Annotated in this window: 12 protein-coding genes; all 12 read right to left on the reverse strand. The window is 54.2% G+C overall.

The genetic code is table 11. The features are described from left to right. Positions 1-44: 44 nt before the first annotated feature. The 12 genes from nuoL to lrhA all read right to left on the reverse strand — a co-directional run bounded on the left by nuoL (position 45) and on the right by lrhA (position 13,685). On the reverse strand, positions 45-1,892 hold the full coding sequence (gene nuoL / locus WG891_RS05055) for an NADH-quinone oxidoreductase subunit L (RefSeq protein ID WP_156292565.1): 1,848 nt from the start codon (positions 1,890-1,892) through the stop codon (positions 45-47). After that, positions 1,889-2,191 carry an NADH-quinone oxidoreductase subunit NuoK gene (gene nuoK / locus WG891_RS05060; protein ID WP_156292564.1) on the reverse strand — a complete coding sequence of 101 codons (303 nt, stop codon included), beginning with the start codon at positions 2,189-2,191 and terminating at the stop codon, positions 1,889-1,891. The genes nuoL and nuoK overlap by 4 nt, the downstream gene beginning before the upstream one ends. Next, the gene (gene nuoJ / locus WG891_RS05065) at positions 2,188-2,745 is read right to left on the reverse strand and encodes an NADH-quinone oxidoreductase subunit J (RefSeq protein WP_337261765.1); all 558 of its coding nucleotides are present in this window, start codon (positions 2,743-2,745) and stop codon (positions 2,188-2,190) included. The genes nuoK and nuoJ overlap by 4 nt, the downstream gene beginning before the upstream one ends. A gap of 8 nt (positions 2,746-2,753) precedes the next feature. Then, positions 2,754-3,296 carry an NADH-quinone oxidoreductase subunit NuoI gene (nuoI, locus tag WG891_RS05070; protein WP_076941573.1) on the reverse strand — a complete coding sequence of 181 codons (543 nt, stop codon included), beginning with the start codon at positions 3,294-3,296 and terminating at the stop codon, positions 2,754-2,756. Positions 3,297-3,310: 14 nt separating this feature from the next. Further along, positions 3,311-4,288, reverse strand: a complete 978-nt coding sequence (nuoH, locus tag WG891_RS05075; protein WP_076941574.1) for an NADH-quinone oxidoreductase subunit NuoH — start codon at positions 4,286-4,288, stop codon at positions 3,311-3,313. Further along, the gene (nuoG, locus tag WG891_RS05080; RefSeq protein WP_337261766.1) at positions 4,285-7,020 is read right to left on the reverse strand and encodes an NADH-quinone oxidoreductase subunit NuoG; all 2,736 of its coding nucleotides are present in this window, start codon (positions 7,018-7,020) and stop codon (positions 4,285-4,287) included. Before nuoG ends, nuoH begins: the two co-directional genes overlap by 4 nt. Before the next feature lie 101 nt (positions 7,021-7,121). Beyond that, a complete protein-coding gene (gene nuoF, locus WG891_RS05085; RefSeq protein ID WP_337261767.1) occupies positions 7,122-8,474 on the reverse strand; it encodes an NADH-quinone oxidoreductase subunit NuoF in 1,353 nt (450 codons plus the stop codon). Beyond that, complete coding sequence (gene nuoE, locus WG891_RS05090; RefSeq protein ID WP_337261768.1) at positions 8,471-9,004, reverse strand: NADH-quinone oxidoreductase subunit NuoE; 534 nt, start codon at positions 9,002-9,004, stop codon at positions 8,471-8,473. Before nuoE ends, nuoF begins: the two co-directional genes overlap by 4 nt. 2 nt (positions 9,005-9,006) lie before the next feature. Then, the gene (gene nuoC / locus WG891_RS05095; protein WP_443006027.1) at positions 9,007-10,812 is read right to left on the reverse strand and encodes an NADH-quinone oxidoreductase subunit C/D; all 1,806 of its coding nucleotides are present in this window, start codon (positions 10,810-10,812) and stop codon (positions 9,007-9,009) included. 96 nt (positions 10,813-10,908) lie between these two features. Continuing rightward, entirely contained in the window at positions 10,909-11,583 is a 675-nt protein-coding gene (locus WG891_RS05100) for a NuoB/complex I 20 kDa subunit family protein (protein WP_076941579.1), read from the reverse strand. Positions 11,584-11,598: 15 nt separating this feature from the next. After that, on the reverse strand, positions 11,599-12,039 hold the full coding sequence (locus tag WG891_RS05105; protein ID WP_337261769.1) for an NADH-quinone oxidoreductase subunit A: 441 nt from the start codon (positions 12,037-12,039) through the stop codon (positions 11,599-11,601). A gap of 707 nt (positions 12,040-12,746) precedes the next feature. Next, a complete protein-coding gene (lrhA, locus tag WG891_RS05110; protein ID WP_337261770.1) occupies positions 12,747-13,685 on the reverse strand; it encodes a transcriptional regulator LrhA in 939 nt (312 codons plus the stop codon). Between the last annotated feature and the right edge of the window lie 224 nt (positions 13,686-13,909).

The following is a 13,909-nucleotide window of genomic DNA, read 5'->3' on the forward strand; positions in this document are numbered from 1 at the left end:
AATTAACGAGCGTTATGCCCGACAATCGTATTCGAGTTGTTCTGTTAGAACAAAGTCAACAGAACCAATACGACCACTGCACCCACACCCATCGACGCGATATACCAGCGGATCTGACCATTCTCGCTCACCGTCAGGCCACGGTTCCCCCAGCGGGAGAAGATTGCCGGCAGGTTCATTAACGAGTTCAGCGGATCGCTTTGCAACAGCCGGGCAACGCCCAGATACGGCTTGACGAACACTTTGTCGTACAGCCAGTCAAAGCCCCAGGCATGGAACCACCAAGTCGAGAAGAAGCGGCCTGGCGCGCTGTTTGCGATGCTGTTCACCAGGCTGCGTTTACCCAACCACAGTGCAGCAGCCAGCAGGATACCGACAATGGCCACCACGCCAGAGGCGATTTCCAGTTGCAATACGCTACCGTGTGCCATCTCAGTGGTCTCCGGCAGCACGCCCTTGAGCGGTGGCACAATCATCGCGCCAACGAAGGTCGACAGCACCAGCAGAACCAACAGCGGCAGGTGGTGTGTGATGCCTTTACCAGCATGAGCTTTGATTTTTTCTTCACCGTGGAACACGATAAAGATCATACGGAAAGTGTACAGCGAGGTCATAAACGCGCCGATCAGGCCAGCAATCATCAGGTTGATGTGGCCGTTCGCCATAGCACCCGCCAGGATCTCATCCTTACTGAAGAAACCTGCGGTAACGATCGGCAAGGCCGACAGCGCAGCGCCCCCCACCAGGAAGCAGACATAAACCAGCGGAATACTCTTACGCAGGCCGCCCATCTTGAAGATATTCTGCTCATGGTGGCAGGCCAGGATCACCGAGCCGGATGCCAGGAACAACAGGGCTTTAAAGAATGCGTGCGTCATCAGGTGGAAGATCGCCGCATCCCATGCCTGCACGCCCAGCGCCAGGAACATATAACCAATCTGGCTCATGGTGGAGTAAGCAAGCACGCGTTTGATGTCGGTTTGTACCAGCGCGGCAAAACCGGCCAGCAGCAGGGTTACCGCCCCGACGATTCCCACCAGGTTCAGCACTTCCGGCGCCATCAGGAACAGACCGTGCGTACGGGCAATCAGGTAGACGCCTGCGGTGACCATGGTCGCCGCGTGGATCAGCGCCGACACCGGCGTTGGGCCAGCCATCGCATCTGCCAACCAGGTTTGCAATGGCAACTGCGCCGACTTACCGACCGCACCACCCAGTAACATCAGGGTGGCCCAGGTGATAGCGGTATCGCCAATCGCCAGTTTCTGCGGTGCCAGCACCATCAGTTCACGGATATTCAGCGTACCCAACTCGCGATACAGAATGAACAGCGCGAAAGCCAGGAACACGTCACCCACGCGGGTCACGATGAAGGCCTTCATTGCCGCCGCGCCGTTGGCCGGATCTTTATAGTAGAAGCCGATCAACAGATAGCTGCACAGCCCTACCCCTTCCCAACCCAGATACAGCAGCAACAGGTTGTCTGCCAGTACCAGGATCACCATGCTGGCGATAAACAGGTTGGTATAGGCGAAGAAGCGTGAATAGCCTTCTTCACCGCGCATGTACCAGGAAGCGAACATGTGGATCAGGAAGCCAACGCCGGTGACCACCGACAGCATGGTCAACGACAAGCCGTCCAGAACCAGGGTCACGCCGACGTTGAAATCACCGACGGTCATCCAGTTCCACAGGCTCTGTTCAAACAACTGTACGCCTGCCGCTCTCTGGCCGAGAAAATCGATCGCAACATAGAGCGTGACCAGCGCTGCCAAACCAATAGACCCCACGCCGACGGTGGCTGCGGTGTTCTCAGACCAGCGGCCACGGGAAAATGCCAACAGCAGGAACCCGATCAGCGGTAGCAGAATAGTTAAATATAATAGGTTCATCCGCGCATCTCACTGACAGTATCAATATTCAGGGTATGACGACGACGGTGTAGCTGCAGCAGCAACGCCAGGCCGATACTGGCCTCCGCCGCCGCCAGGCTGATCGCCAGGATATACATTATCTGCCCGTCCGGCTGGGCCCAGTAGCTGCCTGCCACGATGAACGCCAACGCCGCCGCGTTGATCATCACTTCCAGACTGATCAACATAAACAGCAGGTTACGACGGATCAGCAACCCAGTCAGCCCCAGAACGAACAGAATCGCCGCCAGAATCAAACCATGTTGGAGAGGGATCATGCTTGCTCCTCCGATTTTCTTTTCGCCATTTCACTGGCCGGGAAAGTGCTCAGCACTTCACCCTGCTTGTGTTCACGGCCAACGTGGAAGGCTACAACCAGACCGGCCAACAGCAGCATTGAAGCCAACTCAACGGCCAGAACATAAGGACCAAACAGGCTGATCCCCACCGCTTTAGCGTCCACCATCTCACCGCTGATGCCCTGATCGTCCAAGCTGCGGATCGCAATAATCAGCACCACCAACAACGCCAGCGACAACAGGCCAGGGCCGATCCATACCGACGGTTTCAACCATTCACGCTCTTGCTGCTGCACCGCGCTGCCGAGGTTGAGCATCATCACCACAAAGACGAACAGCACCATAATGGCCCCGGCGTAAACGATGATTTCCAGCGCACCGGCAAAATAGGCACCCAATGAGAAAAAGACTGCCGAGATCGCCAGTAATGAAACGATCAGATACAGCAGCGCATGTACAGGATTGGTATGCGAGATCACGCGAATCGTCGCGACAATCGCAATCAAACCTGCCAGATAAAAGGCAATTTCCATGCTTGCTCCTACGGCAACAGACCTTTGACGTCGATCGGTTTGGCTTCGTTTTCGGCTTCGCCCTTGGCTTTGCCGTCAATCGCCATACCGGCCATCCGGTAAAAGTTATATTCCGGATATTTACCCGGCCCTGAGATCAACAGATCTTCTTTTTCGTACACTAAATCCTGACGCTTGAACTCACCCATTTCAAAATCCGGCGTGAGCTGGATAGCCGTCGTTGGGCAAGCTTCTTCACACAGGCCGCAAAAGATGCAGCGTGAGAAGTTGACGCGGAAAAACTCTGGATACCAGCGGCCATCTTCCCGCTCGGCTTTTTGCAGTGAAATACACCCCACCGGGCAAGCAACCGCACACAGGTTACAGGCCACACAGCGCTCCTCACCGTCAGGATCGCGCGTCAGCACAATCCGGCCACGGTAGCGCGGCGGCAGGTAAACCGGCTCTTCTGGATACATCTGGGTTTCGCGCTTGGCGAAGGCATGCATGCCAATCATCCAAAGGCTGCGCACCTGGGTGCCGAAACCAACCACTAACTCTTTCAATGTCATGGTTTATTCACCCCTTATTGAGCGTTGTACAAAATGACCGCTGCGGTTGCCAGCAGGTTCAGCAGCGTCAGTGGCAGGCAAACTTTCCAGCCAAATGACATCATCTGGTCATAACGCGGGCGCGGCAACGATGCACGGATCAGAATGAACATCACCATGAAGAAGGCCGTTTTCAGTGCAAACCAGATGAATGGCGGCAAGAACGGGCCCTGCCAGCCGCCGAAGAACAACGTCACAATCAGGGCGGACACGGTAACGATACCGATGTATTCCCCCACAAAGAACAGACCGAACTTCATCCCGGAATATTCAATGTGATAACCGTCAGCCAGTTCCTGCTCGGCTTCCGGCTGGTCAAACGGATGGCGGTGACACACCGCAACCCCGGCAATGGCAAAGGTCAGGAAACCAAAGAATTGCGGGATAATATTCCAGACGTGGGCCTGTGACTCAACGATCGCCTGCATGTTGAATGAGCCAGCTTGCGCCACCACGCCCATCAGTGACAAACCGAGGAACACTTCATAACTCAGCGTCTGCGCAGAAGCACGCATCGCTCCCAACAGTGAGTATTTGTTGTTGCTCGACCAACCGGCGAACAACACGGCATACACCGCCAGACCGGCCATCATCAGGAAGAACAGAATACCGATATTGAGATCGGACACCGCCCAGCTAGGGCTGACCGGCACGATAGCAAAGGCCAGCAGCAAAGAAGTAAAGGCAATCATCGGCGCCAGGGTAAAGATCACCCGGTCGGAGAAGGTCGGCACCCAGTCTTCTTTGAAGAACATTTTGATCATGTCGGCGACCAACTGCAGCGAACCGCCCCAGCCGACACGGTTTGGCCCGTAACGGTTCTGGAACAGGCCCAGCAGACGGCGCTCACCGAAGCTCATGAAGGCCCCGCAGGTGACAACCACCAGCAGGATCGCCACCGCTTTCAGAACGGCGATCAAAATCTCGATCACCCCAGGCGTAAACCAGCTCATTGTGCTGCCTCCCGCAGATTTTCAACCGTTGCGCCCACCAATACCGGCGGGATCCCTGGCAAGCCGAGCGGCAAACCCACCTGCCCCTGCGCCAGTGTTTCGCTCAAACGCACCGGCAAACGCAGCGTTTGACCAGCACAGTTAAACTCTAACCAGGCCCCAGCGCTCACACCAAGCTGAGCGGCATCGGCACTGTTGACCATCACATAGGCCTGCGGCATACGTTGCTGGATCACGTCGGCACGTTGCGACATTTCTTCACTGCCAAACAGGTGGTAATACGGCGCAACACGCCAGCCTTCGGCCTTGAATGCCGCCGGGATCGTGGTGAAGTACCCGAGGTTCCCCTCCCCCGCTTCGATCAGGCGCACACCCGGATCGCCATGACGCAGTTTGCCGCCCACTTCGGCCTGGAACTTGTTCCATGCCTGCGGTGAGTTCCAACCGGGTGCCCAAGCGAATGGGATCTGCTGGCGATTGGCCAACGGGCTGTTGTTCCCTTCCATCGAGAAGGCGAACATGGTGTCTTTATCCTGCGGCTGACGCGGCTCATGCACGCTGATATCAGCACGCATTGCGGTACGGCCGCTGTAACGGTGCGGCGAACGTGCCAGTTTCTGGCCACGGATACGGAAGGTAGCATCTGGTGCCGCCTCGACAATCCCCTGCAATTGCGGCAATGCAGCCACACAGGCTTCGATGACATCGTCCAACTGCGTCCAGTCAACCTGGCGGCTGGTGTAGGTCGAATGCAACGAGTGCATCCAACGCCAGCTTTCCAGCATCACACTGTGGATATTGTTCTTGGCGTCATCGTAATAAGCCGGGTCATAGACCTGGAAGAAGCGCTGCGCACGGCCTTCCTGGTTGACCAGCGTCCCGTCGCTCTCGGCAAAACTGGCGGCAGACAGGATCAGGTTGGCTTTTTCCATGATAGCGGTGCGCTGATGATCGGCCACAATCAGGTTTTTAACCTTGGCCAGTGCCGCATCCACCTTCGCTGCTGGAGCATGACGGTAGAGATCGTTCTCCATCACGATCGCGGTATCGGCTGCACCGTTTTCCAGTTGCGACAGTGCTTCATCCAGAGAACCGCCGCCGATCATCGCCAGCCCCATGCTGTTGGCAGCCGCGGCCACGAAGGTGATACCGACGTTGGCCCCACGGCCTTTCAACGCCTTGGCGATATTGGCTGCCGCTTCGATAATGGCATCACTACCTGCATTACTGCCGGTGATGATCAACGGCTTCTGCGCGCCTGCTAAAGCCTGCACGATCACATCAATTTTCTTGTTCAGATCTGCAGCCAGATCGGTCACCGCCGGTGCGGACTCATCCAGCGCATGGGCAATGGCGAAGCCTAAACGGGCTTGCTCATCAACCGGCGCACGGTAGTTCCAGGCGGCGATATCATCCAGGCGGGTGTTATCCACGTTGGTGACAAACAGCGGGTGTTTAGCATGCTGGCCAATATTCTGCACCGCGGCGATCTGCCAGTCGGCCACGCGCTGTGCTGCGGCCATGGCGCGGGCTTTACCCTTCACCGCCTGACGAATAGAAAGCGCAATACGGGCACCGGTCTGGGTCAGATCTTCGCCCAACACCAGCACCGCATCGTAGCTTTCAATTTCACGCAGGTTAGGGGTGGTAACGCCACTGTTTTTCAGCACGTTAAGCATCAGGTTCAGGCGTTGTTGTTCTGCCTGATTGATGCCGGTATAGAAGTTCTCCGCGCCCACCAGTTCGCGCAGCGCGAAGTTGCTTTCCAGGCTGGCACGCGGTGATCCGATACCAATAGTTTTCTTCGCCTGACGCAAAATATCTGCCGCGCCCTGCATCGCCTGCTCGGCGTTCAGGGTGATCCAGTCGTTGCCACGCAGTTGTTGCGGCTGGCGCGGACGATCCTTCAGGTTGACATAGCCATAGCCAAAACGACCACGGTCACACAGGAAATAGTGGTTCACACTGCCGTTATAACGGTTTTCGATACGACGCAGTTCACCATAGCGTTCACCTGGGCTGGTGTTGCAACCGACGCTGCACTGCTGGCAGATGCTCGGTGCAAACTGCATGTCCCATTTGCGGTTATAACGCTCAGAGTGGGTCTTGTCGGTGAATACGCCGGTTGGGCAAACTTCTACCAGGTTACCGGAAAACTCGCTTTCCAGCGTACCGCTCTCTGGGCGGCCAAAGTAGACGTTGTCATGGGCACCGTAGACACCAAAATCGGTGCCATCGGCATAATCTTTGTAGTAACGCACGCAGCGGTAACAGGCAATGCAGCGGTTCATCTCATGAGAGATAAACGGCCCCAGTTCCTGGTTGTTATGAGTACGCTTGGTGAAGCGGTATCTCCGGAAGCTGTGGCCGGTCATTACCGTCATATCCTGCAGGTGACAGTTGCCGCCCTCTTCACATACCGGACAATCGTGCGGATGGTTGGTCATCAACCATTCGACCACGCTTTCACGGAACTGCTTGGCTTCGGCATCATCAATGGAAATGAAGGTCCCATCGGATGCCGGTGTCATACAAGACATCACCAAACGGCCACGCGTATCGTCCGCGTTTTGGTATTGCTTTACCGCACATTGGCGGCAAGCGCCGACGCTTCCCAGCGCCGGATGCCAGCAAAAGTAAGGAATATCGAGCCCGAGGGAGAGACACGCCTGCAACAGGTTGTCGGCTCCATCTACGTCGTATTCTTTGCCGTCTACATGAATCGTAGCCATAGTCAGCATGCTTCCAAGTGGCCTGCTTAATGGCAGGCGTTAATCAAAAATTCTGTATGCCCGGCGTCTTTTAACAAGGCAAAAGACGCCAGGTATAGCGGCTACCAGCGCTGTTTTAACAAGTTGTTTGGCTGAATACCGCCAATCACCTGAGTGTTGCCAAAGTGCTGGGTGGCAATACCGGCTTCAAACTCGTCACGGAAATATTTAATCGCGCTTTGCAGTGGCTCTACGGCACCTGGCGCATGGGCACAGAAGGTTTTACCTGGGCCGAGGGAGCGACACAGTTGCTCAAGGGTTTCAATATCCCCCGGCTGCCCTTGGCCATTTTCCAATGCACGCAGGATCTTCACGCTCCACGGCAGGCCGTCGCGGCACGGCGTACACCAACCACAGGACTCACGGGCAAAGAACTCTTCCAGGTTACGCACCAGGGAAACCATGCCGATTTCGTGATCTACCGCCATCGCCAGCGCGGTACCCAGGCGGCTACCGGCTTTGCCGATATGCTCGAAGTCCATAGGCAGATCCAGATGATCGGCGGTCAGGAAGTCGGTTCCGGCACCACCCGGCTGCCAGGCTTTAAATTTCAGGCCATCGCGCATACCGCCAGCGTAATCTTCCAGAATTTCACGCGCGGTGGTGCCAAACGGCAACTCCCACACGCCTGGGTTTTTCACCCGGCCGGAGAAGCCCATCAGTTTGGTGCCCGCGTCGTTGCTCTTACCGGCGGAAATGCCTTTGTACCAGTCAACGCCGTGCTCAAGAATTGCAGGCACGTTGCACAGGGTTTCGACGTTGTTTACGCAGGTCGGCTTGCCCCAGGCACCGGCAGACGCCGGGAAAGGAGGCTTGGAGCGCGGGTTGGCGCGGCGGCCTTCCAGAGAGTTGATCAAGGCAGTTTCTTCACCGCAGATATAGCGGCCAGCACCGGTATGAACGATCAGTTCAAAATCAAAACCGCTGCCTTGGATGTTTTTACCAAGCCAGCCCGCTTCGGTGGCTTCAGCAATCGCACGGCGCAAATGCACTGCAGCTTCGATATATTCGCCACGCAGGAAGATGTAGCCCCGGTAGGCTTTTAACGCGAACGCGGAAATCAGCATGCCTTCCACCAGCAGGTGCGGCAGTTGTTCCATCAGCAGGCGATCTTTATACGTCCCCGGTTCCATTTCATCGGCGTTACACAACAGATAACGAATGTTCATGGATTCGTCTTTCGGCATCAGGCTCCACTTTAACCCGGTGGAGAAACCTGCACCGCCACGGCCTTTCAGCCCGGCGTCTTTTACCAGATTAACGATCTCATCGGGGGCCAGGCCTTTAAGGGCTTTTTCTGCGCCGACGTAACCGTTTTTGCTACGATATTCATCCAGCCACACCGGCTGTTGGTCATCGCGCAACCGCCAGGTGAGCGGATGCATTTCGGCAGTACGTTTGATATCTATCATCATTTATACCGCTCCAACAATTCGACCGCATTTTCCGGCGTCAGATGAGCGTGAGTATCCTCATCGATCATCATACTTGGGCCTTTGTCGCAGTTGCCCAGGCAGCAGGTCGGCAGCAGCGTAAAGCGGCCATCGAAGGTGGTTTGGCCCGGCTTGATATTGAGTTTCTTCTCCAGTGCCGCCTGAATGCCCTGATAACCGTTGATGTGGCACACTACGCTGTCACAATAACGGATTATGTGGCGCCCGACCGGCTGACGGAAAATCTGGCTGTAGAACGTGGCCACGCCTTCTACGTCGCTGGCAGGAATACCCAGCACTTCAGCAATGGCATAAATCGCCCCATCAGGCACCCAGCCGCGCTGCTTCTGCACAATTTTCAGTGCTTCGATAGAGGCCGCACGAGGATCCTCGTAATGGTGCTTTTCGTGCTCGATCGCATCACGCTCTTGCGCGCTCAGCACAAATGCATCGGCGCCGTTTTCGAGAACGACTGCATTAATCGGCTCAAGTGCATCGTTATGATCATGCATAGTTAGCGGTCCACATCTGACATTACAAAATCGATACTACCCAGATAGACGATCAGGTCGGAGACCAGGCTGCCACGGATTACCGCCGGGATTTGCTGCAAGTGAGCAAAGCTTGGCGTACGTACCCGGGTGCGATAGCTCATAGTGCTGCCGTCACTGGTCAGGTAGTAGCTGTTAATCCCTTTCGTGGCTTCAATCATCTGGAATGATTCGTTGGCTGGCATCACCGGGCCCCAGGAAACCTGCAGGAAGTGGGTGATCAGCGTTTCAATATGCTGCAGCGTGCGCTCTTTCGGCGGCGGCGTGGTCAGCGGGTGATCGGCCTTGAACGGGCCTTCCGGCATGTTGTTCAAGCACTGTTCAAGGATCCGCAGGCTCTGGCGCAGCTCTTCCACTTTCAACATCACGCGGGTATAGCAGTCGCTGTTGCCATCACCGACCGGCACTTCGAAATCGAAGTTTTCATAGCCGGAGTACGGGCGCCATTTACGCACGTCAAACTCGATACCGGTAGCACGCAGGCCCGCGCCGGTCACGCCCCACTCCAACGCTTCTTTAGCATTGTAAGAAGCAACACCGATGGAACGGCCTTTCAGGATGCTGTTTTTCAGCGCGGCTTTGACGTAAGAATCAAGGCGTTTTGGCATCCAGTCGAGGAAATCACGCAGTAAGCGATCCCAACCGCGCGGCAGATCGTGTGCCACACCACCGATACGGAACCAGGCCGGGTGCATACGGAAACCGGTAATCGCTTCCACCAGATCGTACACTTTCTGACGATCGGTAAAAGCGAAGAACACCGGGGTCATCGCGCCCACGTCCTGAATAAAGGTACTGATGTACAGCAGGTGGCTGTTGATGCGGAACAGTTCGGAGAGCATGACGCGGATAGTGTTGACACGATCCGGCACCACGATCCCGGCCAGCTTTTCAACCGCCAGTACGTAAGGCATTTCGTTCACGCAGCCACCGAGATACTCGATACGGTCGGTGTACGGAATATAGCTGTGCCAGGACTGGCGTTCACCCATCTTCTCGGCACCGCGGTGGTGATAGCCCACGTCCGGCACGCAATCGACGATCTCTTCGCCATCCAGTTGCAGAATTATACGGAATGCACCGTGTGAAGACGGGTGGTTCGGGCCGAGGTTAAGGAACATGAAGTCCTCGTTCTCGGTGCCGCGCTTCATGCCCCAGTCTTCCGGCTTGAACTTCAGCGACTCCATCTCCAGATCTTCTTTCTGCTTGGTCAAAACAAACGGATCGAATTCTGTCGCACGCGCCGGATAATCTTTACGCAGTGGATGGCTTTCCCAGGTCTGCGGCATCATGATGCGCGTCAGATGCGGGTGGCCATCGAAGGTAATACCGAACATTTCCCAGGTTTCGCGCTCATACCAGTTGGCATTCGGGAACACTTTGGTTGCTGTGGGCACGTGCAGGTCTTTTTCAGACAGCGCCACTTTCAGCATGATGTCACGGTTACGTTCGATTGAAATCAGATGATAGAAAACAGAAAAATCTGCAGCAGGCAGGCCCTGACGGTGAGTACGCAGACGCTCATCAACGCCATGCAGATCGAACAGCATCACATAAGGCTTCGGCTGTTTTCTCAGGAACGTCATGACTTCCAGTAACTGGTCAGGCTTAACCCATACCACGGGCATTCCGGTACGGGTGGGCTGAACGGTAAAGGCTTCCGGCCCAAAACGGTTGCGCAGTTCGCCAATCACCGGATCGTCAAGATGGTCCCTGGTTTCCCATGCTGGCCGGGCAGGCGAGGCGTCGTGCGTCGTTAAATCTGTCATAATTTTTTTCACCACACTAAAGGGTTATTTCGCCGCAAATACAACTTTTCGCGGAGCTAACCAATAACGCACTAAGATGGACGTTAAATGAACGTTTTAAATCTCGTCAGGCGTCCGCAGGTTGGTTACCGCGATACGCTCGGCGTGCTTACGCTCTTTTTCAGATTGCATATTGGCGCGGTAAACGCCCTGATCGCCAACCACCCACGACAGCGGGCGGCGTTCTTTACCGATAGATTCCTGCAGCAGCAATAACGCTTGCATATAGGCTTCCGGACGCGGTGGGCAGCCTGGAATGTAGACATCAACCGGCAGGAATTTATCAACGCCCTGCACCACGGAATAGATATCGTACATCCCGCCGGAGTTGGCACAGGCACCCATCGAGATCACCCACTTAGGCTCCAGCATTTGCTCGTACAGGCGCTGAATAACCGGGGCCATCTTGGTGAAGCAGGTACCCGCAACCACCATAAAATCTGCTTGGCGAGGAGAGGCACGCAACACTTCCGCACCAAAACGAGCCACGTCATGCACGGCGGTAAACGAAGTCACCATTTCCACATAACAGCACGAAAGGCCGAAGTTATACGGCCAAAGAGAGTTTTTACGCCCCCAGTTCACCATGTCATGCAAAGCATGTTCGAGTTTACCCATGTAAACCGTGCGGTGAACCTGCTGCTCCAGGGGATCGCCAACGATCTCCTGTTTTTGCAGGGGATAACGGTCGTTCTCACCGTTCGGGTCTATGCGGGTGAGCGTATAGTCCATCTTAATGCCTCGCTGTTACTGCGGATGACTGTTGCTAGCGTTCTTGATTGTGCTTGGCTTGCTCAGGCGCTTGGAACGCACCGGAGTCCAATCCAATGCGCCGATACGCACCAGATACACCAAACCAGCCAATAACACCAAAATGAAAATGGCGGCTTCGATAAAGCCTACCCAACCGCTCTCACGAATGGAGACCGACCAGGCATACAGATACAGGGCTTCAACATCGAAGATAACGAAGAACATGGCGACGAGATAGAACTTGGCAGAAAGACGCATGCGCGCCGAACCCACCGAGTCGATCCCAGACTCATAAGGGGTATTTTTAGCGCGCGCCTGGGCTCTCCCACCCAAGAAGAACGCCCCCAGCAGCATGAAGCCGCAAAGCCCGATAGCCATGATAAGAAATACGGCGAACGCCCAGTGGTGAGCGATAACTTCAGTGGTTGTTGACATACTCTATGCTTACTCATCAAAAGTGGCGTCGATCGCTCTGCTCTTGTTACTGGCAGTTAGTGCACCACATCGATTTAAGGGAAGGATAAATAACCACACGAACACACTGCTTTTACAGAGAGTTAGGCAGCATTTTTACTGTGGGCTTTTTACTCCTTTCTATAACCTTTTGTCAACTTCGACAAAAGAATCTACACATTAGTTTACATACGCGCCATTTGATTAACATATGATGCGTTAGCTTAGGCTAAATCGTGTCAGTCAATGGCCGTGTAGAAACAGATAGGCATAAACCAATATGCATATTTCAGTTTTACTATACCATTCTCTCAGGATTTCCCTGTTGTTCCACTCACTACCTAGGGGTATTTTTTTGATCCAAGACACGTTTCAGACAGAAACCTTCAAAAAAAGTGTGGCTCTTTAACAATTTCTGCCAGTCTCCGCTAAAAAAATAATCACAGTAAAGTACCAAACCCCCCCCATTAACTCCAGAGTTTTACCCCTTTGTTATTTCTGCATAAAAAACAGACAAAACCGATTTACCGCGACCTGGTGCCATTCTGTCGGCCAAGAATAGTGGAAAAAATAACGCTTTCAGTTAATAAATAATGAAAACTTGCTGAAAATCGCAGTTTCGTCGATTTCCGGGTAAAAAAAACCTCCGCCGAAGCAGAGGTTTTCTCATCAAATAACCCGGTTAGCGATTACTCTTCTTCACCGTCGGCCAAGCAAGAACCATTCGCCACTGCAACTGATTCCCCGCTGAAATGGTACGTCTCGTTACCATTTTGCACAGCGCTGAAAATCGCCATTGCCAACTCATTTTCGCACTTCATATCTTTGCACAATGAGTATTGAGTGTCGGGAAGGTGCGGTAAACCTTCTGTCGCCCCCAGCACCCGCAGATCCGGGCTCATCATCTCGATAGGCCGTGCGGTAATCCCCAAGCCCGCTTTGCACGCCGCCCGCACTGCAGATAACGTTGACGCCACATAAGCGATACGCCAAGGAATACCGGCCGCATCCAGATGCTTGATCGCCATTTCACGGAAGGGGCTCGGCTCATCCAGCACCACCAGCGGGATCGGTTCCCCTGCCTGGAAATGATAATCCGCCGCGCAATACCATAGGGTTGGTGACGTACGCAAAACAATATGCGGATGCCCTTGCGTATCCACGGTAGTGATGGCTAAATCCACCTCACCGTTTTTCAGCATATCGATCATAAACGGGCTACGTTTTACCCGCACATCAATAGCCAGTTTGGGGTAGACCGACGTTACACGATTAAGCAGGAAAGGGAGGATGGTATCCGCAGTATCATCAGAAGCACCGATCGTCAGCACTCCGTTGATATTGTTGTACATCAATGAGGTACAGGCTTCATCATTGAAACGCAGAATTTTCCTAGCATAACTGAGAAGCTGAATACCGTGTTCGGTTAATAACTTATTACGCCCATGGCGAGCAAATAACTCTTTGCCAACCAATTGCTCTAACCGCTGCATTTGTTGACTGACCGCTGACTGAGTACGGCAAACGGCGACGGCAGCCGCCGCAAAAGTATTCAGATCGGCAACAGCAACAAAGGTTCTTAGCAGATCGAGGTCGAGATTAAGTATCGGACGATTTGCATTTATCATAGTGTTTTCTTCACTTTTTAAATTCTAATTTACAAACTACCCTGGTGTATTTCTAAGGCACTGCTAAAAAGGGCAAGCGCCAGACATGACAGTACCCCACTCATTAGAGGAGGGCAAAAAAATTACTTATATTTCGTTATCTCTATCGCTTTTTATCCACGATCTATCGCAATAGCTTATTGATACAAGGGAAGTTACGACGAAAAGTGCTTAATCACTGAATG

This window comes from Serratia sp. MMO-28, from assembly GCF_037199905.1.
GTDB classification, from domain to species: Bacteria; Pseudomonadota; Gammaproteobacteria; order Enterobacterales; family Enterobacteriaceae; genus Chania; species Chania oryzae.

Excerpts from the sequence above, each read along its gene's own strand:
- WG891_RS05100 (WP_076941579.1), bottom strand. The coding sequence starts at position 11,583 with ATGGACTATACGCTCACCCGCATAGACCCGAACGGTGAGAACGACCGT.
- nuoL (WP_156292565.1), bottom strand. The coding sequence starts at position 1,892 with ATGAACCTATTATATTTAACTATTCTGCTACCGCTGATCGGGTTCCTG.
- nuoF (WP_337261767.1), bottom strand. The coding sequence starts at position 8,474 with ATGATGATAGATATCAAACGTACTGCCGAAATGCATCCGCTCACCTGG.
- nuoH (WP_076941574.1), bottom strand. The coding sequence starts at position 4,288 with ATGAGCTGGTTTACGCCTGGGGTGATCGAGATTTTGATCGCCGTTCTG.
- nuoJ (WP_337261765.1), bottom strand. The coding sequence starts at position 2,745 with ATGGAAATTGCCTTTTATCTGGCAGGTTTGATTGCGATTGTCGCGACG.
- lrhA (WP_337261770.1), bottom strand. The coding sequence starts at position 13,685 with ATGATAAATGCAAATCGTCCGATACTTAATCTCGACCTCGATCTGCTA.
- nuoG (WP_337261766.1), bottom strand. The coding sequence starts at position 7,020 with ATGGCTACGATTCATGTAGACGGCAAAGAATACGACGTAGATGGAGCC.
- nuoC (WP_443006027.1), bottom strand. The coding sequence starts at position 10,812 with ATGACAGATTTAACGACGCACGACGCCTCGCCTGCCCGGCCAGCATGG.
- nuoK (WP_156292564.1), bottom strand. The coding sequence starts at position 2,191 with ATGATCCCTCTCCAACATGGTTTGATTCTGGCGGCGATTCTGTTCGTT.
- nuoI (WP_076941573.1), bottom strand. The coding sequence starts at position 3,296 with ATGACATTGAAAGAGTTAGTGGTTGGTTTCGGCACCCAGGTGCGCAGC.
- nuoE (WP_337261768.1), bottom strand. The coding sequence starts at position 9,004 with ATGCATGATCATAACGATGCACTTGAGCCGATTAATGCAGTCGTTCTC.
- WG891_RS05105 (WP_337261769.1), bottom strand. The coding sequence starts at position 12,039 with ATGTCAACAACCACTGAAGTTATCGCTCACCACTGGGCGTTCGCCGTA.